Consider the following 20390-nt stretch of genomic DNA (forward strand, 5'->3'; position numbering starts at 1 on the left):
ATTTATATATTAAAAAACCGATTTCATTGCTGAAATCGGCCTACCATCAGGAAAAGTATTCCCTTAATACGGTAAAGACATCCTTTTCAATGATTTTTTTACCGTATTCCTCAAGGCGATGGATGGTTACACTTGATTCCTGTCCGTATTCCAGGAGAACACTAAGCAAATCATCAATTTCTTCCTCGTCCTCAAACTCTTCCTCCGGGAAATCAACATATAGATAATACCTTCCCTCAAAACTGAACAGCGATGTACTTATACTATCCAGGAACGAACGTTTCGACAGCGATATGAGATCCTCAAAATCCTTGAACACAAGCAGAAAGTCAAGCTCATCTTCAAAAACTGCTTCCTCCCCGTCAGGGCCTTTCGGATTAAAATGCTGGTCAAGAAGTTCTTCTATCCTTTCATCAACCGGATAATCCTTTAACTTTTCATCCGGGATGGGCAACTCAAATTTTTGGCCATCTTTAGTGAGCTGGGCGCGGGTTACGAGAACCTCAAGGCCTCTTTCCAGTGCCTGGACCTGAATCCATAATGGCCCTTCGACAGCAAACTCTTCTTCATGATGAATTTCATCCATCATTTCCCAAAAAAGTTCTTCACTCCGTTCGCGATTGTACCATATTTCCTCACGGTCAAATCCGCGTTCCTCTATATCCATATAAGAAATATAAAACTTTACCGTGTGGTCATTAATGCGTTCAATTTCCATTCTTTATCTCTCCCTTCCAGGTCAAGGATTGAAGGGACAAAATACCCCCGTAAAGCTTATTTATATATCTTTACCCATATTGCCGTTTTTCAAATCAAAAGAACTTTAATATAGGAAACGCAAATAGAGTACCAATCTTGTACTTCTATTTTATGATAAAAAACACCTTTTGGGAAATAAAATCTCCTCTGAATAAAAAAACCCGCTGGTACCCAGAAAAAGATCTTTTCAGTCTGAACATAAGGAAAGCCCCGGTTAATAAAAACCGGGGCAAGTCTTTTAATTAACTAAACGCTGAGCTTCACGAAGCTGGTACGTGCGGACTTTTCTCGGCAGGAATCTGCGGATTTCATCCTCATTGTATCCAACCTGCAGGCGCTTTTCATCAATAATGATTGGCCGCCTTAGCAATCCTGGATTATCTTTAATTAATTCAAACAAATCCTGGAGTGGCATTGTTTCAAGATTGACATCCAGCTTTTGGAATGTTTTAGAGCGGGTTGAAATGATTTCATCTGTTCCATCTTCTGTCATTCTGAGAATTTCCTTGATTTCATCGATGGACAAAGGTTCTGAAAAAATATTTCGTTCCTGGTATGGAATTTCATGTTCTTCAAGCCATGATTTTGCTTTTCTGCACGAGGTACAACTTGGTGAAGTGTATAAAGTGACCATTGGCTAATTCACACTCCCTTTAAGATAACATATATAATTTGCTTGTTTGCAATTGTGCGGCATTTCCACATTAAAATTAATTTAATATAGTAATTTCTACATTTAAATTATACACCAACAAAAGAATTATGGGTATCCTTTTCGATAAAATTATAAAAAAGTTTTTATGTAACTTTTTGCCGCCCTACTATAAGACGGATGGGTTCACAAAAAGTTTCATCTTTTTTTATTTTTTCTCCACGCTACCCTCTTGTGTCATTAAACTATTCGTGGAATGAAGCACATTTAGGGAGGTGATACCGGTGATTGTCACATATTATTCTAATCTTCCCTTTACATGTACCCGCCAGATCATACGATTAAACATTAGATCCCAGGTTTTCATTCTCAATTACAATAGTGAGAATGAAAACCTAATCAGCTGCTGATTGACTTATACTTCCTCAAGCAAATTTTCAGCTGGAGTCTTGATGGAAAGTACTTCCTCAACCGGATCATAGGATTCTCCATAAATTTCGTTATCTTTATAGGTGTGAATCAAATGATACGTTTTTTTCATTGCTTCGTATACAGCCACTTCAGAACTCTCAACAGGAGTCCAATAAAGAATTTCCATTGTGTTTATTTCCCCTGTGGCAAGCGACCTTCTCTTATACCCAACTGTACTAGCATGCTGGAATTCTTCTCTTTTATAGAACTTCAGCCTTTTTTCTGTATCAGTGTCCTCATAATTTATGGGCTCAACTTCCAAAATGACTGGTTTCCCTTTTCCCTTTAAGCTATTTAACAGCTTGTGTCCCAAGCGCTGGCCCCTGGCATTTTTTGATACAAACAAATAATCTATAAATACGAAGTCCTCGAGCTCAGCATACATCATCACATGGTTAGGTCCCTCGTCTTTGTGATACATTTCAGGATGTTCTTTCAACAAAGTTTCCATATGCTGTTGTGACTTCATTTCCTCTATAGGAAAATACTGATTTAGCTTTTCATACCAATGCATTGTATTGCTCCCTTCGTTTCTTTTTTTCTTGTTGTGCTTTTCCACCGACATAGTATTTGCCGCTTTCAAATACCAGCCCAATCCGCTAAAATAAAAGGGAAGAAACAAATTGAATATTGTCACGGGTCATTTATCATAAATCAGACAAATGTTGGAGGTATGTCGAATGGGTGGATACATTACAGATTTGACGATTGTCGCACTTCTTGTTATTGGCATCACCGCTGTAATGGGTGTAGTAACCAACGGTATTGGCGAAAAATTGTTTGGAGGCAAACGCAAATCGGAATTTGTGGACCAGTCTGCCAGAATGCAAACCGGATGGAAGACTGTTGGAGGTCAGAAAAAGTAAACGTCCCAGATTTTTTATATACCCTGCATTAAGAAAAATAAACCATTAAACTAAGAAAAAACGATCTCAAATTTGAGATCGTTTTTTTTAGCTCTTAGACTCTTCCTTGTATTTTTTCAGTTCCAGCTCTGAGCAATAAACAAAATGTCCTGGTCTCACTTCCTTCATGCTCACTTCTTCATTCTCGCTATACTTATGGGAGGATGGATCATAGGCAAACCTACGGCGTGTACGCTCAGTTTCAGGATCCGGGACTGGTATCGCTGACAACAGGGACTTTGTATAAGGATGAAGCGGATTGCTGTATAACTCTTCAGCTGGTGCAAGTTCTACGAGCCTTCCGAAATACATAACCCCTATGCGATCACTTATATATTTCACCATCGAAAGGTCATGGGCAATAAACAAGTACGTTAACCCTTTTTCTTTTTGGAGTTTCCTCATCAGGTTGACAACTTGTGCCTGAATGGATACATCTAAAGCCGAAATAGGCTCATCAGCTATGATAAATTCTGGTTGGACAGCAAGCGCCCTGGCAATGCCGATTCTCTGTCTTTGTCCACCGGAGAATTCATGCGGATACCTGTTTGCATGCTCTCTATTCAGCCCTACTGTTTCCAGCAGTTCATAAACTTGATCCATCCGTTCCTTATTGCTTTTCGCAAGGTTATGGATGTCGATTCCCTCTGCTATAATATCCGAGACTTTCATCCTAGGGTTTAGCGATGCATAAGGATCCTGGAAAATCATTTGTATGCTTCGGTTAAACTTTTTCAGATCTTTCCTGGACTTTTTCCCATGGACATTTTCTCCCTTGAAAAACACTTGGCCGTCTGTCGCTTCATACAGCCTGATGATTGTCCTGCCAGTTGTCGACTTTCCGCATCCTGACTCACCGACAAGTCCAAGCGTCTCTCCTTTATAGATGTCAAAAGATATTCCATCTATCGCTTTTACTTCATTCGGTTTCCCGATATTAAAATATTGTTTTAAATTTCTAATCTCGAGCAATTTCTCTTGATTCTGCATTTGGCTGCTCCTCCCTGCTCCTTTATTTCATCTCAGAAAACTTGCGCATTCTCTTTACCACTGCTGCAGGCGGCTCGACCTTTGGAGCATCGGGATGCAGAAGCCATGTAGCTGCGTAGTGTGTATCGGAAATTTTGAACATAGGAGGCTGTTCCTCCAGATCAATTTGCATCGCATATTCATTCCGCGGCGCAAAAGCATCACCTTTAGGCGGATGAAGCAGATTGGGAGGCGTTCCTGGGATTGCATAAAGTTCCTCTTCCTTTGCATCAAGGCTTGGCATCGAACTGATCAAGCCCCATGTATACGGATGCTGCGGATTATAGAATACTTCATCAACGGTACCAATTTCTACAATCTTTCCACCGTACATAACAGCAACACGATCGGCAACATTGGCCACGACACCGAGGTCATGGGTGATGAAAATAATGGAAGTATCAATCTTGTTTTGCAAATCCTTCATCAACTCAAGAATTTGGGCCTGAATCGTAACATCAAGGGCCGTTGTCGGTTCATCAGCAATTAATACCTTCGGATTACAGGCGAGTGCAATCGCAATGACAACCCTTTGTCTCATCCCCCCAGAAAATTGGTGGGGATACTGCTTAATCCTCTGCTCAGGCTTTGGTATTCCAACTAGGCGAAGCAACTGGAGCGCTCTTTCCGTTGCTGCCGCTTTGCTCATATCCTGGTGCCTGATCAATGGTTCCATGATTTGCTTCCCGATTGTCATTGTCGGATTCAGGGATGTCATCGGATCTTGAAAAATCATTGAAATATCCTTACCACGGATTTTTTGCATTTGGCGGTCTGTAAGCTTTGTTAGATCTTTGCCGTCAAATAGAATTTGACCAGCTTTGATTTCCGAGTTACCCGGAGGAAGAAGTCTCATAATAGCTTTAGTTGTGACCGATTTCCCTGAACCGGATTCCCCAACAATCGCCAAAGTCTCTCCCTTTTTCAGCTCAAAGTTAACGCCTCTGATAGCTTGCACCTCTCCTGCAAACGTATGGAACGAAATATTTAAATCTTTCACTTCTAGAATATTAGTCATTTTCTCCACCTGCCTTATTAATCACGCATTTTTGGATCCAGAGCATCTCTAAAACCGTCTGCCAGCATATTAAAGGTTACCATTAAAATACTAATGACCGTTGCCGGTACAATCATTTCATGCGGATGCAGACGCAGCACTTTAAATCCTTCATTAACAAGCGTTCCAAGTGACGCCTTCGGATCCTGGAGTCCTAGACCGATAAAACTCAGGAAAGCTTCGAAGAAAATAGCGTTTGGAATAGAGAACATTGTGTTGATGATAATGACGCCTGCAAGGTTAGGCAATATATGCTTATATATGATTGATTTATGTGAATTCCCCAACGTCCTTGATGCAAGAACGAATTCTTGTTCTTTTACCTTGAGCACTTGAGCACGGACAACCCGCGCCATACCGACCCAGCCAGTGACAGACAACGCGACTGCAATGGAGATTATTCCTGGTTCCAGCACGAGGATCATCAAAATGACAATGACCAGTGTTGGTATCCCAATCAGGACTTCAGTAATCCTCTGCATGATATTATCTAGCCTGCCGCCATAGTAACCTGATACCGCCCCATAGGAAACCCCGACAACCAAGTCAATGATAGCAGCCAGAAAAGCTATATAGAGGGAGATTTGCGTCCCTTTCCACACACGTGTGAAAATATCCCGGCCAAGTGTATCGGTTCCAAACCAGTAGTACTCGTCGATTCCTCTTTTCTCATACACGTTCACTTCTTTGCCAGCCCTGTTCACTTCTGTTCCGTCAAACGGTAGCCAGCTTATCTTCTCTAATCCCTGAATCCTTGGCGGAAGATGGTTATGCGATACGTTTTGTGTGTCAAACTGCTTGCCGCTAAAAAGAGGGCCAACAAAAGCAAGAAAGATTACGATAAACATAATGATGATACTTGCAATGGCTGCTCTATTCTTTCTTACACGGAGCCAGGCGTCCTGCCAAAAATTCAGGCTGGGCTTGTTGATTTCTTCACTCTTGGATGAATCAATAATGGCTGGCTGGAAGCGTTGCTTTTGGTTATTTGTTTCTGTTTGTGCCATTATTTGCTACCCCCTGACAACCTGATCCGCGGATCAATAATACCGTACAAAATATCAACTACCAGAATAACAATGACGAACAGGAATGCAAACAACATGGTGGTCCCCATTATTACTGGATAGTCATTGACGCTTACAGCTTTTACGAATTGTTCTCCGAGTCCAGGAATCGCAAAAATTTGTTCAATAACCAGCGAACCTGTCATCATTGATACCGCAAGCGGTCCAAGAACGGTCACCAAAGGAATAAGAGCATTCCTTAGTGCATGCTTGAATGCAATTTCAAAGAAACTCGCTCCTTTTGCTTTTGCGAGAGTTATATAGTCAGTGCCGAGAACATCGATCATTTCCGTCCTCATAAAACGGGCAGAAATGGCAATTGGGAACATGGAAAGCGCAATGGTCGGCATAATTGTATACTCAAAGCCTTTCCAGAACAATACAGGTAGCCATCCAAGTTTAACACCCACATAATATTGGAGGAGTCCTGCAAAAACAAAGTTTGGAATAGACTTTCCGAGTACTGCCAAAAATGTCGCACCATAATCGACCCAGGTATTTTGCCTTAATGCTGCAAATACACCGAGTACAAGACCCACCAAAGTCCCGAAGAACACTGCCTGAAATCCGAGCTGGGCTGAAGGTCCAAGGCGCTTGAACATTAACTCACTGACTGGCGTATTGTTGAACTGGAAAGAAATCCCTAGGTCTCCTTTTGCCATTTTTCCTATATATGTTACATATTGGACTGGCACTGGCTTATCAAGGTCATATTTAGCTTTCATGATTTGCATTTGAGCTGGAGAAAGTTTGTTGGCACTCGCGAATGGCGTCCCTGGGATGATTTTCATCAGGAAGAAAGTCAGGGAAGCGATTAGAAAAAGAGTGATAAACATATATAGAAACCTTTTTGCCAGGTATTTTCCCATATGTGCACCTCCTATATTATTTCAAAATTTCCTTTATTCCGACATTTAGCTTACAGGGAAAAAGAGAGTATATTTTCACAATATACTCTCTTCCGACTAATAGTAATTTATTTACTCTGCGAGAAGAATTTGCTTACTATTCGCCTTTTACTTCTACCCACTTGAATCCGTAGTCTGGGCCATAGTTGTAGATCGCAAGGCCTTTAACATTAGGGTTTAGAAGGATGTTAGCTGCACGCTGGTAAACTGGAGCAACGCCTGCATCTTCCAGCATGATTTTTTCAGCTTCTTGCTGTGCTTCCCAGTTTTCTTTTGGCTTAGTAGCATATTCAGTTTGAGCTTTCTTAACCAGTTCATCATACTTAGGGTTGGAGTAATCCATTCTGTTGCTTCCTCCGCCAGTCAACCACAGGTCAGTGAAGGAAATTGCGTCACCATAGTCTGGTCCCCATCCAGCAAACTGGAGATCATAGTCTTGTGAGTTGTCGCGCTCAAGGCGGACAGAGAACGGAACGCTTTCAAGCTTGACAGTCAATCCTGGAAGGTTCTTTTCCAATTGGTTTTTCATGTAAGAGTCAGTCTTCTTGGCAGCTTCAGTATCTCCGCCAAGGTAACGGATTTCAAGTTTGTCTACGCCAAGTTCTTTCAAGCCTTTTTCCCATGCTTCTTTAGCAGCTTTTACATCATATTTAATCAAATCGCCATTCTTTTCGCGGAAATCTTTGCCATCGAACTCAACAAAGTCTTTTGGTACAAAGTAGTTCGCTGGAATGGATCCGTTGTTCAAAATGCTTGAAGCAAGGTCTTTCTTATTGAATCCTTGAGCAATCGCTTTACGGATATTTACGTTCTTAAGCGCTTTGTTCTGCTGGTTCATTTTCAGCCAGAACACAGTTGGCTCAAGCCAGCTGACCATACGGTCGTCACCTTCGTACTCTGGAACGATGTCAGAGGATAGAAGGCCAGTCATATCAGTTTCGCCTGCTTCAAAAGCATTGACAGCAGAGTTGGAATCTTTAACAACGTTTACAGAAATCTTTTCTAGCTTAACGTTTTTGGCATCCCAATAGTCTTCATTCTTTTCAAGAACCCAGTCGGTAGCAGCTGTGCCTTCCCACTTAGTCAATTTGAACGGTCCGTTGTACAGAAGGTTTCCGGCATTGCTTGCATAAGCTTTGCCTTTTTCTTCAACAAACTTTTTGTTTTGCGGGTAGAAAGTAGGGAAAGCGAATAAATCTTCCCAATATACAAATGGCTGTTCGAGAGTTACTTCAAGAGTCTTCTCATCTAGAGCCTTAATTCCAAGTGTGTTAAGATCGTACTCTTTATTTGCTGCACCAGCTTCAGTGATTTCATTAGCACCTTTGATCTTTCCATTCATCATGTAAGGGCCATAAGGAGAAGCCGTATTAGGGTCAATTGCACGCTGCCATGCAAAAACGAAGTCTTCTGCAGTGACAGGGTCTCCATTGGACCATTTTGCTTCACGCAGTTTGAAAGTGAAGACTTTCTTGTCTTCAGAGATTTTTGGCTTTCCATCAGCCAATGCCGGAGCTGGCTTGTGATCCTTGTTCAGGCGGTACAGGCCTTCACCTACGTTAGCGATGTAAGTAAAGCTTGTTGAACCTTCTGCAAGGCTTGTATCCATTGTAGGAATTTCCGAGGTATCAAGCATTTTGATTTCCTGTTTGACATTGCTTGCTGATTCACCTTTTTCCTTATCTCCCGATGTATCCTTGCTGCCACTGCACGCTGACAGGAACAAAGAGAATACTAGGGTAAGGACTAAAAGCAGCGAAAATTTTGACTTCTTCAAGTGTAATCCCCCTTTTATTTATTTTTCTGAAAACTTTTTACATTCCCTATTATACATTTAGTCAAAAAAATGTTCAATATTTTTTCTACAAAAATTTACACACTTGAAATATTCGAAATAAATTAACGGCGAAAAATATGCTATAATAGTGACTTATAAGCATCAATAAGGTTTTCATTCGTCTAAAAAATATTGTAATATTTAAGTGCATTACCGAATTAAAGCTTTAAACAAAATAATAATTTAAAGGTGAAATTCTTCGCAATGAGAAAAATCATTTATTTAATTGGTGCCTCACAAATCCTGACATTCCTGTTTTCTATCGTTTTCCAGCGAGAAATCAGCCTGCTGCACTATATCAATTACTCTTTTTATATCGCAAGCAGCTTGCTGTTCGTTTCCCTGATCGTCTACACAGTAAATACCGGCTTTTTCGATAATGTTTCGAAATCATTCAGGCAGATTTTCGCTTCACGGGAAAAACTTGATACTGGACCTAAGGAAGAAATGATGCCATTATCCGAGATCATATCTTTTAATTATTTCCCTCTAGCCTGGGCTGGACTCGGAAATATGCTGCTTATGCTAGTGGCATTAGCTGCCTATTATATGTAAGTTCATGGGGCATCTCTTGATTTACTCTATACCAAACATTATAATTTCTCTAAACACGAAAAATTGTAAACCTATTTGAAGAAGCCATGACGAAGAGTAGTACTGCTGTTTCCGGTTTTCAGAGAGTTTGTGGGCGGTGGAAACAAACAGCCATACAGCAGGAATGGACTTTAGAGCTTCCGCAGGGAATATCAGTATCTGCGGCCGTATGCCTTGCGTTAAAAGGTCCATGTGCACTTTGCACATGGGAAAGTGGCCCGGCTTCGGGCAATTAGGGTGGCACCACGGACCATTCGTCCCTATCGTTATAGGGACGAATGGTCTTTTTTATATCCAAGACCATAATAGGAGTGAAGATTCAATGAAAACGATTTTTTCGGGAATCCAGCCAAGCGGAACCATTACCCTTGGCAACTATATCGGAGCACTCAAACAGTTTGTCGAGCTCCAGAACGAATACAATTGTTATTTCTGTATTGTTGATCAGCACGCGATTACGGTGCCCCAGGACAGGCTTGCGCTTAGAAAGAACATCCGCAGCCTGGCAGCACTGTACATTGCATCGGGAATTGATCCCGAGAAAGCAACCCTGTTCATCCAGTCGGAAGTCCCGGCACATGCCCAGGCCGGATGGATGATGCAGTGTGTCGCCTATATCGGGGAGCTTGAAAGAATGACCCAGTTCAAGGACAAATCCGCCGGTAAGGAAGCTATTCCTGCAGGATTGCTTACGTACCCTCCGCTGATGGCTGCCGACATTCTTCTCTATGGCACAGATCTTGTTCCTGTCGGCGAGGACCAAAAGCAGCATCTTGAATTGACCAGGAATCTTGCCGAGAGATTCAATAACAAATACAACTCAATATTCACAGTGCCTGAAGTCAGGATTCCAAAGATTGGGGCTAGGGTTATGTCCCTGCAGGAACCGACAAAGAAAATGAGCAAATCTGATCCTAACCAAAAAGCATTTATCTCAATGCTCGACGATCCGAAGCAAATTGTGAAAAAAATAAAAAGCGCAGTTACCGATTCTGACGGCATCGTAAAATTCGACAAAGAAAACAAACCTGGAATTTCCAATCTTTTATCCATTTATTCCATTTTTTCAGGAAAAACAGTGGAACAGCTAGAACAGGAATACTCTGACAAGGGATATGGCGAATTCAAAGCAGACGTTGCTGATATTATCGTTAATGTTGTTGAGCCGATCCAGGAAAAATACCGCAGCCTTGTAGACTCAAAAGAGTTGGATGATATTCTTGACCATGGTGCGGAAAAGGCCAACAAAGCTGCAGGAAAGATGCTTTCGAAAATGGAAAATGCAATGGGGCTTGGAAGGAAAAGAAGATAATGCACGGCTGTTCAGGGGACGCTTAGAACTCAAAATGGTCTTCCTGGAAAAACATAAAAAGATCCAGCCCTCTCCTGGTGAGTCCGGCTGGATCTTTTTATGTTTTTCCAGAGTTTTTTCTTATGATGAGCAAGCGTATAAGTTTCTTTCACTTAATTAACTTTCGGGCCATGCTCCATTTCCCAAAGCTTTTCGAAAAATGGCTGCCCTTTTATGATATTCTCACAGAATGCTTCATGTTTCTTTGACCAACTGTACCTCGTTTCGTTGAACAATTGCTCCCAAGCCTGCTCGAATGACTGCTGCTGGATATCTTCATATTTCTCAGGACACCATTCGGTAAGCCAATATCTTACCTCTGCCGTGTTACCCGATGACTGCAGCTGGTCTAGGGCCATAAAAAGAAGCTGCTTCAGCTGCCTTTCTTTCCGTGTAAGCCCTTGCATTAATTCTGGGGCTGGAGAAAGGATATGGAAATTTTTCAGTGCTGATTGGTCATTAAAATTATAAGTTTTTGTTTCCTGGCTTTCAATCATTTCATAGACAAGCTGCTCCTGCCTTGGAATCAGCCGGCTTTTCCTGATGGGAATATTGTATCCAATGGTATCTACAGCCAGGATTCCAACTCCATCCGAAACAACGAAACAATGATCAAGTTGTTTCCGTTCATGGTTTTTTCTTAGAAATGCCTTACGGTAAATATCATCGAGGAGTTGCTGCGGCAATTCAGATAAATCGTTTTCAATATAGCGGAACAGGACAGAATCGATTTTCAGCAACGGTACCTGATCCAGGAGCTCTACGCCGTCATCTTTTCGCCACTCATGGAAATGGCAAATATTGTAGCCATTTTCCTCTCCTTCAAACCAATTCACCCAAACATCATGAAGATACAACATATATAACCCCTCGCTTCAGCATACTGTTTGGTAACAGTATGGTCAGCTGCAAGTAAAATTATTCCTTATATGATATGTTTAGGAAAAGTGATTTTCATCCCGGTTCCCTGTAATATATATCCCTAGCCAAATGGACAAGATCCCCGCCGGAAGGAGATAACACTCAATTCTGCCGGAGATAAAAAGAAGATATTCTGCTACGCCATTTCCTGCCGGCAGCATATTTAAATAGGCAATGACACTGATTCCACCGATAACTGCAAAGCCAAATCCAGTGAGAAGGAAAAACAACCTAACCACTGCCGATCTGCCTTTCTTTCCAATTGCCTTGTAACTGCCGCATCGCTCTCCACCCCGGCCTGTCCTTTTTACCATATATATGAAGAAACTTGTGAGGTATGTATTAAATATAAGTTAATATCCTAGTCAGTGAGCCGTCATATCCGGGGAGAGAGAATCCCAATCAGGATTCTCTCTTTCCATTCGCGAATATGCGGGAGCATTTAAGGAACAAACTCTCTGAAGGTGACTGCTGGCAAGTCAATTGAATCTTTTATTGTCAGTTTTTTTTTCTGTTTATATTTTCTGATTAAATCATAGCCAGCTGCGTACCCTAGCAGCGTTGGATATCTCCCTATCCCAAACAGGATTTTGTCATGAAGCGGCTCATGTTTTTTTACTTCGAGATTTTTAGAAATAGATTGTTTCCAATAAGGCAAAAGCTGTTCCTCACTATAACGGTCACACCACTGAGCGCCATTCTCTCTTCCAATTTCCAATTCCACGATATGCTCAGCTAGCCCTTCGAGGACAATGGAATCCAGAAGGGTATTATCCCGAATACTTTTCTTTTGGGCCTGCAGCCTGCATACATGATGATATTCATGGATAAATAGGGCTTCCAGCTGCTTTTCATCCTCAATTGGAGTTAAAAATAGGAATAGACTGTCGCGAAAAGACACACCAGACTTCCCTCTTCCCTCATTCATCAATCTTTCATTGGAGAGATCCATAGGAAAGATATTTACCGGGATGTCCGGTCCCTTCCACCGGGACTTGTATTTTTTATAAATCCGATCGGTTTTACCCCAAATGTCTTTCTCTTTTAATTCCTCAAAAGTTGCCCAGCTTCCTCTTCCTGGTCTGTACATGCCAAAACCACGCATAAACTCATACTTATTGAATCCCTTGTCTGACCTGAAGTCAGGCATCAGCTTTTCACAAAGTTCTTCTGGATTCTTAAAATGCTTATTGAGCAATAAATCAGTCCGCGTTACCCCATTGATTTCTCCCCCTGTGTCGTAGTTCCTTATATATTTATGTATATCCCACCAAGGAAGTTAGGATTTTTTTAATGGATAACCAATAAATATAACCATTGTTAAAAAAAACTGCCCCCATAACCTAAAGGGGGCAGTAGCAATATCAAATAAATGACTCAATTTCACTTATTACTTCATAAGCACCACTGCCCTTGTTTGAAAGCACAACGAGCTTCAATCCCAAATCGGGATAAACTGCGGAATGGAAGCTGACTCCCGGGTCATACCCCATCACGTGATACTTGAAAATATTATTTTCCCTTTTATTGATCCACAATCCATATCCATAAAAAACGTGATCTTTGACTTGCACATGGGGGTTGAACAAAGCATTCGTATTCGCCTCACCCAATAATTCATAGTTCAGTAAACCTTCCCATAACCTGATCATCTCGGGTGCTGTAATGAAGGCTCCTCCGTCAGCACCGCCTGTTACGGGTATTGAGAATATATTTGTTCTCCAGGTTCCATCCTTTTTATTATCGATATATCCATAGGCGGTATTTTTCGGAAGGCTGTCCAATGAAAAATAACCTGAAGACTCCATCCTGCACGGCCTGAAAATTTCCGATTGAACATAGTCGGTAAATTCACGACCAGTCTGCTGTTCAATAATCAGCCCTAGTATGATAAAACCAGCATTATTGTAATGAAATTTTTCTCCGGGATTGAACATCATATCGTTGTCTTGAAACATAGGAAGAAAATCTTTTGGGCTTTTCATCAAATATGTTGGTCGCGCTTTCCAAAGGTCTTCATAATCAGCCATGATCTCTTCATTAAAGTAGTCCGGAATGCCAGAGGTGTGTGTTAAAAGATGATGGATCGTTATCCGTTCATCAAAATTCGGAAAATTGATATCCAAACAATCTCTTAGCCTGGTTTGAAAAGAAAGAATCCCCTTCTCAACCAGCTGGCAGATTGCAATGGATGTGAACAGTTTGCATCCAGAGGCAATCCCAAATCTTGTGTTGACAACGTTCGGCAATCCTTCCGCCCTGTTGGCATAACCATTGGCCTTGCTATAAATGACCTCATTTCCTTTAGTTAACCATATGGCACCTGAGAATTCTTCCATCCTATTGATTGCTTTTTCAATATTATCTATCGCAAAATCTTTTTTCAGGTTAATCCCCCCATATACACTATCTTATTAGAGTATACCATTCTTCATGCAGCTGATAGTCCCTTAAATGTAACTGATTTGAATGCAACCTCCCCGAAAGAAAAGCAGAGCGCCAAGTAGCTGGAACTAGTCTTGGTTAAGAATGTTTTACTTTCTTACCTTATAAAAAAAAAGAACGGGCAAAAAGCCCGCTCTCTATTACCCATTATATTTTCGGAATGCAAGCGTTGCGTTATGGCCTCCAAAGCCTAGTGAATTGCTTATTGCTGCCTCGACCTGCACTCTTCTTGCTTCATTTGGGACATAGTCAAGGTCGCAATCAGGATCTGGCGTTTCATAATTGATTGTTGGCGGTAAAATACCTTCTTTCAGTGTTAGAGCCGTAAAGATGGCCTCGATTCCGCCTGCAGCACCAAGAAGGTGGCCTGTCATTGATTTAGTGGAACTTACTGCAAGCTTATAAGCGTGTTGCACAAACACACTCTTGATTGCCATTGTTTCATATTTATCATTGTATCCCGTGCTTGTTCCATGCGCGTTGATATAACCGACATCTTCAGGGCTTAAACCGCCGTCATCCAGGGCCATTTTCATCGCCCGGGCACCGCCTTCGCCTTCCGGAGCAGGGGCGGTGATGTGGTAAGCATCTCCTGTAGCTCCATATCCAACGATTTCAGCATAAATGTTTGCGCCTCTTGCAATTGCATGCTCAAGCTCTTCAAGGACAACAATGCCAGATCCTTCTCCCATAACGAATCCGTCGCGATTTTTATCGAAAGGCCGGCTCGCTTTTTCTGGATCTTCATTTGTCGACAGTGCTGTGTTTGCACAGAACCCTGCAAAAGACATCTTTGTGATTGGCGCTTCAGCTCCGCCTGTTACCATCGCGTCTGCATCCCCGCGCTGGATGACTTTAAAAGCATCACCAATTGAATTGGTTCCTGTCGCACAAGCAGTTACAGTACAAGAGTTAAATCCCCGTGCACCTAGTGTAATGGAGACTTGCCCGGCTGCCATGTCAGGAATCATCATTGGAACAAAGAAAGGGCTGACGCGGCGATATCCTCTCTTCATGAAGGTCTCATGCTGCTGTTCGAACGTTTCCATCCCGCCAATGCCCGAACCAATCCAGACGCCGACTCTTCCCGCGTTATCTTCATTAATATCAAGCCCTGCATCCTTAACTGCCATTAGGGAAGCGGCTACCGCATAATGCGTAAACCGGTCCATTTTCCGGGCTTCCTTTTTTTCAATAAACTGTTCTATATTAAATTCTTTAACCTCAGCCGCAACTTTTGCCGGGAAATCATCTGCATTCAAACGGGTTACTCGTCCAACCCCGGAAATACCTGAAGTTGCCTTTTCCCAGCTCGTCCGTGCGTCATTGCCAAGTGGGGTTACTGCCCCTATTCCTGTCACTACTACTCTTCGTTTTTGCATTACCACTGCAGCCCCTTTTTCAAATGATAAGGTGAGATATTCTTGTTTTGTACTGAATAATAAATTGAGAAAAACTCAATAAACTTTTTTCATCAACGGAGGTTGGTCAATTCCTGGTTACGGTTAGCGACCCCAGCGCATGAGGATAGCTCCCCATGTCAGTCCTCCGCCAAATCCGACCATGACAACAACGTCACCATCCTTGATTTTACCAGCTTCTAGTTCCTCGACCATCGAAATCGGGATGGATGCTGCTGATGTGTTCCCATATTTTTGGACGGTACACGACATTTTTTCTACAGGCAGTTCAAGCCGCTGCCTTGCCGATTCCATGATTCGGATATTGGCCTGATGCGGGATAAGGAAATCAACATCTTCCTTGGAAAGACCTGCTTTCTCCAATACATTCAGGCTGCTTTCACCCATTTGTCTCACGGCAAATTTGAAAACCTCGCGGCCGTTCATGACGATGTAATCTTCCTGATAAAGATGCTTACCGCCAGATCCGTCTGCACCCAACTCAAAAGACAGTATCCCTTTTCCATCACTGACCGGTCCCATGACAGCCGCTCCTGCACCATCACCGAATAATACAGCAGTATTCCTGTCATTCCAGTCGGTTACTTTTGAAAGCTTCTCTGCCCCAATAATTAACACATATTTATAAGTTCCGCTTTCAATAAATTGCTTTGCCGTCACCATCCCATACATGAATCCGGCACAGGCTGCACTCACATCCATCGCAGCTGCTTTCACTGCACCTAAACGATGCTGAAGCATACACGCTATACTTGGAAAAGGCTTGTCAGGAGTAACAGTCGCAACAAGAATCAAGTCTAATTCTTCCGCCGCGACACCCGCATTTTCAAGTGCATTGACAGCTGCCCTGTAAGCCATGTCTGAAGTATCCATGCTCTCATCCGCAATCCGTCTTTCTTCAATTCCTGTCCGGGTGCGAATCCACTCATCAGACGTGTCCATTACTTTCTCAAGATCCAGGTTGGTGACCACTTTTTCAGGCACAAAGCGTCCGGCCCCGATGATTCCTGCGTTCATGGTATTCAACTCCTTTTACTAAGGCTTTATAAGACATCTATTTATTATCAATTATTATGACTTGGTACTAATTTTAACACTCAAGGTTCATTTTCTGCAACTGTAAATTCACTTCTCCGCTTTTGTCTATATCAACCGAGCAAATTCATCATAGATTGTTAGCAAAGAGATATTGGGAGGCATGGTTGAAATGAACGGAGATTTTCAAGATGAGTCAGCAGATAAAAGCAATATGCAGAAAGACCCTTTTTCCAGAATGATGTTTGGGCCTGTTGAAAGATCAAATAAGACAGCAGTAAAGGAACGCCAGGGGAAAAGCGAATTACTTGAAAATGTAAATATGGAAGAACTGATGCACCACGTGGATAACCTTTTGTCAGCAGCACATGGACTAAAACCTATATTCCAAAAAGCTCGCCCTCTGCTTGACCAGTTCCTGGGCAAAAAATAACGCTTAAGCTGTACGGATTGAAAGGAAAAATTAAAAGCTGCGGAATATATCTGCAGCCTTTAATGTATTTATCGATTGTTTCCTGAACCAGCTTCTGCTTTACCAAGCTCATACGCTTCGCTCATGACTTTTGTAAACAGTTCCATGAATGGCCCGATAAGCTCTGGCTTTAGTTCAATGCCTGAATCCTCAAGCTGCTGCTTGGCTTCCGGTAAATACTTCATCGCAATTTGCATGAATTGCAGGGTTTTATCGTTATTCATTTTGTTCCACGGCTCCTTTTAACGCAGGACCGAATCTATTGATTCGGGAGCCTGCCGGTTTTTTTATATTCTTTGATTTGTTTGTTCAAAGCCTTCCTAAACTCGGGATCTACTTTCGGGCTGAACTTGCCAAGAGTGATTACACCATCCTGGAAGTCAAAGCTCAAATTGCCGGAATCCAAATTTCCTGCATCAAATCTCTCTGCGGCAAGCTCGTACAATTCATCAACATGCTGAACAGTGCTCGTCAAAACCGTTGATTCACCCAAATCAGACTGATCTGATATGTACCCGATTACATATAGCCCTTTTTCCTTGGTTCTTTCTATAATCGGGACATTGTATCCGTCACCAGCGGGGTAAATAACGTCGGCTCCCTCATTGACAGCTTCATCGAATATTTCAATTGCTCTTTGGTCATGGTCCCAATGCCCGACGTAGCGGATGTCAACCTCCACATTTTTGTTTTGGAAAATTGCCCCTTCATAAAAGCCCTCAATCTCAGGCTGCCATTCATAGGCGGCTAAAATGGATACTTTTCCAGTCTTGGTCATATGGCCGGCCACCATTCCTCCAAAAAACCCCATAGAATAAGCCTCAAAGTTAAGGCTTGTGGTGTTTTTTTTCTTAGCATCTCCATTAAAGCTGACAAAATGGATTTCAGGATACTTTTCAGACAGTCTGTTAAAATATTCGGCGTATTCATTGCCATGCCCAAATATAAGATTGACCCCTTTTTGCTGGAATTCCTCAACTGCTTGTTCCACCTCAGTTACCGAATCCATGCTTTCCTTATAAAAAACATCTGCATTAAAGCGCGACTGTATCTTAAGCAGCCCGCGGTACCCCTTTGTGCCCCATACCTGGTCATTGATCGTTTCGGGCACAAGGAGGCCGACTTTTTGTATCTTTCCGCTATGGAAAGAATGTCCGCAGCCAGAAAGCAAAAGCAGGCAGAATAAAACGAGCCCGAAACGAGTCCACACTATTTGCCCCCTCCTTTACCTGCATTTATTAACAAAATACCATACCAGGAAAACAAAGGCTGCCCGGCTTAGTCCAATCTTTTTTCATTTTACCTTTATCATGATTTATTTGAAAAGGATTTTATCTATGCCTTCTCCCTCTTCTTCTTCAAAAACTCGTAATATTCCTGCTGCAATTGTAATCCCTTCCGGTAATCTTGCTTCTTTTGGACAATCACCGTTTCAGCATCCAGAACATCCGCAGCTTTTACCTTCTCAATACCAATAGGCCAATCCATGCCTACTCCGGCAGCTTTACACATACCATCAGGCTCTGTAAGTGACAGGGCACAGTCCCTCCATGCGTTAGGGTCACTGCTTTTGAGGAGGAACCTGCCGTTTTCCATTTTTAAGAGCGGAAGTATTTGTTCCATGGCGTCTTCTAAGAAAATGGCATCCATTGTCTCTTCTCTCTCATGCGGAGCCAATTCTTTCCGAGTGGTCTCGGGATTTTTAATCAATTGATGGAAAAAGTATTCTTCGGGCTGCCATTGACCATAAAAAGTGGGGACATATATTTCCTGAACAACAATTCTGTTGTTCTGCAAAAACTCAAGAAAGGGCATGATTGTTTCATCCCTGCTGGCCTTGTCAAATAGCAATCGACAAGGTAAGACTAAGGAAATCCTCAAATATTCCGCATTTCTTCTCAAACAGGATTTCAGGGAGGCATTCTCTGTCAGACTTTTTTCAGTTCCAAGCATATAAAAATCAAAAAAGGGGATGATAAGCTTTGATTTATTTATCATTTTGTCGGAATACCAATCTTCGCATTCCGTTTCTGAATAATTAGCATTCCGGCCAATTTCCATTTGTTTTTCTTCCGCCCCTGTACCCGGCCGGCAAGGCTCAGGCACTAAGCCTTTTACTTCGCAGCCTGAATTGAGAAGAGATTTGCAAAGGCTGTATCCGATAAATCCATAGACATTCATAATGATCGTTGAATCCACCAAAAGCCCTCCCAATGTTCTTTGTCAACTTATCTTATGAACAGAATGCCGGCTGGTTTCCTTTTGTTCACAGAACATCTTCATGCTCATGCCAAAATTTCACTGCATGGCTTCCAAGCTGCAGTTTTTTCTCAGGGACCATGTAGGTGACAGAGACGGGGAGACCGCTTTTTGTCCACATGCTTAAATACTCATTCAGCATTTCTGACTGGCGGTAAGCGCGGTTTCCGGACAGAACATGGATAATTTTCGAAGGAATCCTTTCATTTAATTGTGGTTCATCCTCACCATTAATGATTCCTTCAATGTCTCCTATATCTATTCCATGTGATACCGTTAACTCTTTGATCAGTTTCTTATGAAAAAACTTATGCTCTTTTTCCTGTTCAAGATGAGATTTAAGAGAAAGAATAGGGTTAATCAGCAGCAAAGAACGGATTTTTATATCATTGCTTTGTAGAAGTCTTAATGCAACAAGCGCACCCATCCCTTCTGCAAGCACATGGATTTTTTCATTTAAAATCTCGCTGCGCAGAATATGGCGATACAGCAGCTTTGTCATTGTCACAGCTTTGTTGCTCCCCCAGTTTTTCCCGTAAAGATTAGAGTAAAAAACAGTGTAGCCCGCGTCTTTTATTTTCTTGAGAAATAATCGTTTCCCTTCATTTTGTGTCCAGAAGCTGCTTCCGCTCTCCACAAAATGCCTTTCATCTCCAATAATAAGGATACCGAAACCATTTGGCCTGTCAGGGTAGTGGACGGCATTCCATTCGGTATCCAATCTGAAGTTCCGGATCTCCATTTTTAGTTGCTCCTTTGCACAGTTTGTTCATATTAATGTATGAGATTCCATCAAAAAGGAACGGGAGTTTGCCTATTAAAAAGGGTTGATTTTTACAAGGGACATGGAAACGCAACCAAACATTTTAAATTTATTTATTATTTTACAGCCTTATGGTAAGATGAGAAAGGATTCAATATACGTTGAGGTGAATTTTATGAAATATTTATGGACTTTTTTGTGGACATTTCTGCTGATTCAAATGGCTACTTATGTTTCCAGCTCCATGATCGGGATTGGTTTTGATTACAAAACAGGCAGCATCCTGGCAGTGGGAGCAACACTTCTTATTTACATATTCCCTATCATCATTCCTGAAGACCAAGCTGGTCAGCACGGCGCACATTAAAAGAAAAGCGGAAGCGCCCGTTCAGCGACGTATGGACTGGAGTCCACCGATACGAGATAAAGGAAACACGAAGAGCG

23 protein-coding genes and 1 other annotated feature are annotated in these 20390 nt (G+C 42.0%); of the genes, 5 read left to right on the forward strand and 18 right to left on the reverse strand.

The genetic code is table 11. The annotated features are described in order from the left end of the window. Window positions 1-46 precede the first annotated feature (46 nt). The 3 genes from mecA to D1970_RS20270 form a co-directional block, all read right to left on the reverse strand. Complete coding sequence (gene mecA / locus D1970_RS20260; protein WP_119114665.1) at window positions 47-718, reverse strand: adaptor protein MecA; 672 nt, start codon at window positions 716-718, stop codon at window positions 47-49. Between the two features lie 279 nt (window positions 719-997). After that, window positions 998-1393: a transcriptional regulator SpxA gene (gene spxA / locus D1970_RS20265; RefSeq protein ID WP_119114666.1), complete on the reverse strand. Its 396-nt coding sequence runs from the start codon at window positions 1391-1393 to the stop codon at window positions 998-1000. 433 nt (window positions 1394-1826) lie between these two features. Then, window positions 1827-2396, reverse strand: a complete 570-nt coding sequence (locus D1970_RS20270; RefSeq protein ID WP_119114686.1) for an N-acetyltransferase — start codon at window positions 2394-2396, stop codon at window positions 1827-1829. A 166-nt stretch (window positions 2397-2562) separates the two neighbouring features. Between D1970_RS20270 and D1970_RS20275 the strand changes: the two genes are divergently transcribed. Continuing rightward, window positions 2563-2748, forward strand: a complete 186-nt coding sequence (locus tag D1970_RS20275) for a hypothetical protein (protein WP_119114667.1) — start codon at window positions 2563-2565, stop codon at window positions 2746-2748. A gap of 87 nt (window positions 2749-2835) precedes the next feature. Here D1970_RS20275 and oppF read toward each other — a convergent pair whose 3' ends face one another. From oppF to D1970_RS20300, 5 genes are all read right to left on the reverse strand, one after another. After that, window positions 2836-3777 (reverse strand): oligopeptide ABC transporter ATP-binding protein OppF, encoded by a 942-nt coding sequence (gene oppF, locus D1970_RS20280; protein WP_119114668.1) that lies wholly within the window; start codon window positions 3775-3777, stop codon window positions 2836-2838. 22 nt (window positions 3778-3799) lie between these two features. Next, window positions 3800-4834, reverse strand: a complete 1035-nt coding sequence (locus tag D1970_RS20285; RefSeq protein ID WP_119114669.1) for an ABC transporter ATP-binding protein — start codon at window positions 4832-4834, stop codon at window positions 3800-3802. 17 nt (window positions 4835-4851) lie between these two features. Continuing rightward, a complete protein-coding gene (gene opp3C / locus D1970_RS20290; RefSeq protein WP_119114670.1) occupies window positions 4852-5880 on the reverse strand; it encodes an oligopeptide ABC transporter permease in 1029 nt (342 codons plus the stop codon). Beyond that, window positions 5880-6809 carry an oligopeptide ABC transporter permease gene (opp3b, locus tag D1970_RS20295; RefSeq protein ID WP_119114671.1) on the reverse strand — a complete coding sequence of 310 codons (930 nt, stop codon included), beginning with the start codon at window positions 6807-6809 and terminating at the stop codon, window positions 5880-5882. Before opp3b ends, opp3C begins: the two co-directional genes overlap by 1 nt. A gap of 136 nt (window positions 6810-6945) precedes the next feature. Continuing rightward, the gene (locus tag D1970_RS20300; protein ID WP_119114672.1) at window positions 6946-8625 is read right to left on the reverse strand and encodes a peptide ABC transporter substrate-binding protein; all 1680 of its coding nucleotides are present in this window, start codon (window positions 8623-8625) and stop codon (window positions 6946-6948) included. Between the two features lie 264 nt (window positions 8626-8889). Here D1970_RS20300 and D1970_RS20305 point away from each other — a divergent pair, with 264 nt between their 5' ends. Together D1970_RS20305 and trpS are read left to right on the forward strand one after the other, a co-directional pair. After that, the gene (locus tag D1970_RS20305; protein ID WP_119114673.1) at window positions 8890-9240 is read left to right on the forward strand and encodes a DUF3899 domain-containing protein; all 351 of its coding nucleotides are present in this window, start codon (window positions 8890-8892) and stop codon (window positions 9238-9240) included. A gap of 77 nt (window positions 9241-9317) precedes the next feature. After that, window positions 9318-9544: a binding site (T-box leader), on the forward strand. A gap of 57 nt (window positions 9545-9601) precedes the next feature. Continuing rightward, complete coding sequence (trpS, locus tag D1970_RS20310) at window positions 9602-10591, forward strand: tryptophan--tRNA ligase (RefSeq protein WP_119114674.1); 990 nt, start codon at window positions 9602-9604, stop codon at window positions 10589-10591. A 152-nt stretch (window positions 10592-10743) separates the two neighbouring features. Here the strand turns inward: trpS and D1970_RS20320 are convergent, their stop codons facing one another. The 6 genes from D1970_RS20320 to D1970_RS20345 form a co-directional block, all read right to left on the reverse strand. Further along, window positions 10744-11490: a YjbA family protein gene (locus D1970_RS20320; RefSeq protein WP_119114676.1), complete on the reverse strand. Its 747-nt coding sequence runs from the start codon at window positions 11488-11490 to the stop codon at window positions 10744-10746. Between the two features lie 78 nt (window positions 11491-11568). Further along, the gene (locus D1970_RS20325) at window positions 11569-11865 is read right to left on the reverse strand and encodes a YuzI family membrane protein (protein ID WP_374978572.1); all 297 of its coding nucleotides are present in this window, start codon (window positions 11863-11865) and stop codon (window positions 11569-11571) included. 128 nt (window positions 11866-11993) lie between these two features. Further along, the gene (locus tag D1970_RS20330) at window positions 11994-12749 is read right to left on the reverse strand and encodes a DUF2268 domain-containing putative Zn-dependent protease (RefSeq protein WP_246370106.1); all 756 of its coding nucleotides are present in this window, start codon (window positions 12747-12749) and stop codon (window positions 11994-11996) included. Window positions 12750-12915: 166 nt separating this feature from the next. Further along, window positions 12916-13890 (reverse strand): serine hydrolase domain-containing protein, encoded by a 975-nt coding sequence (locus tag D1970_RS20335; protein WP_119114677.1) that lies wholly within the window; start codon window positions 13888-13890, stop codon window positions 12916-12918. Window positions 13891-14136: 246 nt separating this feature from the next. After that, window positions 14137-15378: a beta-ketoacyl-ACP synthase II gene (fabF, locus tag D1970_RS20340; protein WP_119114678.1), complete on the reverse strand. Its 1242-nt coding sequence runs from the start codon at window positions 15376-15378 to the stop codon at window positions 14137-14139. 123 nt (window positions 15379-15501) lie between these two features. Continuing rightward, the gene (locus D1970_RS20345) at window positions 15502-16434 is read right to left on the reverse strand and encodes a beta-ketoacyl-ACP synthase III (protein ID WP_119114679.1); all 933 of its coding nucleotides are present in this window, start codon (window positions 16432-16434) and stop codon (window positions 15502-15504) included. Between the two features lie 190 nt (window positions 16435-16624). Here D1970_RS20345 and D1970_RS20350 point away from each other — a divergent pair, with 190 nt between their 5' ends. Next, complete coding sequence (locus D1970_RS20350; RefSeq protein WP_119114680.1) at window positions 16625-16885, forward strand: hypothetical protein; 261 nt, start codon at window positions 16625-16627, stop codon at window positions 16883-16885. 68 nt (window positions 16886-16953) lie between these two features. Here the strand turns inward: D1970_RS20350 and D1970_RS20355 are convergent, their stop codons facing one another. The 4 genes from D1970_RS20355 to D1970_RS20370 all read right to left on the reverse strand — a co-directional run bounded on the left by D1970_RS20355 (window position 16954) and on the right by D1970_RS20370 (window position 19925). Then, window positions 16954-17148, reverse strand: coding sequence for a ComZ family protein (locus tag D1970_RS20355; protein ID WP_119114681.1), 195 nt, complete (start codon window positions 17146-17148; stop codon window positions 16954-16956). A 35-nt stretch (window positions 17149-17183) separates the two neighbouring features. Then, entirely contained in the window at window positions 17184-18134 is a 951-nt protein-coding gene (locus D1970_RS20360) for a BMP family ABC transporter substrate-binding protein (RefSeq protein ID WP_119114682.1), read from the reverse strand. A 125-nt stretch (window positions 18135-18259) separates the two neighbouring features. Continuing rightward, on the reverse strand, window positions 18260-19123 hold the full coding sequence (locus tag D1970_RS20365) for a hypothetical protein (protein WP_119114683.1): 864 nt from the start codon (window positions 19121-19123) through the stop codon (window positions 18260-18262). A 67-nt stretch (window positions 19124-19190) separates the two neighbouring features. Continuing rightward, complete coding sequence (locus D1970_RS20370) at window positions 19191-19925, reverse strand: hydrolase (RefSeq protein ID WP_119114684.1); 735 nt, start codon at window positions 19923-19925, stop codon at window positions 19191-19193. A gap of 196 nt (window positions 19926-20121) precedes the next feature. On the opposite strand from D1970_RS20370, the gene D1970_RS20375 reads away from it, so the two are divergent. Next, window positions 20122-20313, forward strand: a complete 192-nt coding sequence (locus D1970_RS20375; protein ID WP_119114689.1) for a YjzD family protein — start codon at window positions 20122-20124, stop codon at window positions 20311-20313. Window positions 20314-20390 lie beyond the last annotated feature (77 nt).

The organism is Mesobacillus zeae (assembly GCF_003570705.1).
Taxonomy (GTDB): Bacteria; Bacillota; Bacilli; order Bacillales; family Cytobacillaceae; genus Mesobacillus_C; species Mesobacillus_C zeae.

What these genes read in the sequence shown, in the direction of transcription:
- mecA (WP_119114665.1), bottom strand. Translation starts at nt 718, where the DNA reads ATGGAAATTGAACGCATTAATGACCACACGGTAAAGTTTTATATTTCT.
- spxA (WP_119114666.1), bottom strand. Translation starts at nt 1,393, where the DNA reads ATGGTCACTTTATACACTTCACCAAGTTGTACCTCGTGCAGAAAAGCA.
- D1970_RS20270 (WP_119114686.1), bottom strand. Translation starts at nt 2,396, where the DNA reads ATGCATTGGTATGAAAAGCTAAATCAGTATTTTCCTATAGAGGAAATG.
- D1970_RS20275 (WP_119114667.1), top strand. Translation starts at nt 2,563, where the DNA reads ATGGGTGGATACATTACAGATTTGACGATTGTCGCACTTCTTGTTATT.
- oppF (WP_119114668.1), bottom strand. Translation starts at nt 3,777, where the DNA reads ATGCAGAATCAAGAGAAATTGCTCGAGATTAGAAATTTAAAACAATAT.
- D1970_RS20285 (WP_119114669.1), bottom strand. Translation starts at nt 4,834, where the DNA reads ATGACTAATATTCTAGAAGTGAAAGATTTAAATATTTCGTTCCATACG.
- opp3C (WP_119114670.1), bottom strand. Translation starts at nt 5,880, where the DNA reads ATGGCACAAACAGAAACAAATAACCAAAAGCAACGCTTCCAGCCAGCC.
- opp3b (WP_119114671.1), bottom strand. Translation starts at nt 6,809, where the DNA reads ATGGGAAAATACCTGGCAAAAAGGTTTCTATATATGTTTATCACTCTT.
- D1970_RS20305 (WP_119114673.1), top strand. Translation starts at nt 8,890, where the DNA reads ATGAGAAAAATCATTTATTTAATTGGTGCCTCACAAATCCTGACATTC.
- trpS (WP_119114674.1), top strand. Translation starts at nt 9,602, where the DNA reads ATGAAAACGATTTTTTCGGGAATCCAGCCAAGCGGAACCATTACCCTT.
- D1970_RS20320 (WP_119114676.1), bottom strand. Translation starts at nt 11,490, where the DNA reads ATGTTGTATCTTCATGATGTTTGGGTGAATTGGTTTGAAGGAGAGGAA.
- D1970_RS20325 (WP_374978572.1), bottom strand. Translation starts at nt 11,865, where the DNA reads ATGGTAAAAAGGACAGGCCGGGGTGGAGAGCGATGCGGCAGTTACAAG.
- D1970_RS20335 (WP_119114677.1), bottom strand. Translation starts at nt 13,890, where the DNA reads ATGGAAGAATTCTCAGGTGCCATATGGTTAACTAAAGGAAATGAGGTC.
- fabF (WP_119114678.1), bottom strand. Translation starts at nt 15,378, where the DNA reads ATGCAAAAACGAAGAGTAGTAGTGACAGGAATAGGGGCAGTAACCCCA.
- D1970_RS20345 (WP_119114679.1), bottom strand. Translation starts at nt 16,434, where the DNA reads ATGAACGCAGGAATCATCGGGGCCGGACGCTTTGTGCCTGAAAAAGTG.
- D1970_RS20350 (WP_119114680.1), top strand. Translation starts at nt 16,625, where the DNA reads ATGAACGGAGATTTTCAAGATGAGTCAGCAGATAAAAGCAATATGCAG.
- D1970_RS20355 (WP_119114681.1), bottom strand. Translation starts at nt 17,148, where the DNA reads ATGAATAACGATAAAACCCTGCAATTCATGCAAATTGCGATGAAGTAT.
- D1970_RS20370 (WP_119114684.1), bottom strand. Translation starts at nt 19,925, where the DNA reads ATGGAGATCCGGAACTTCAGATTGGATACCGAATGGAATGCCGTCCAC.
- D1970_RS20375 (WP_119114689.1), top strand. Translation starts at nt 20,122, where the DNA reads ATGAAATATTTATGGACTTTTTTGTGGACATTTCTGCTGATTCAAATG.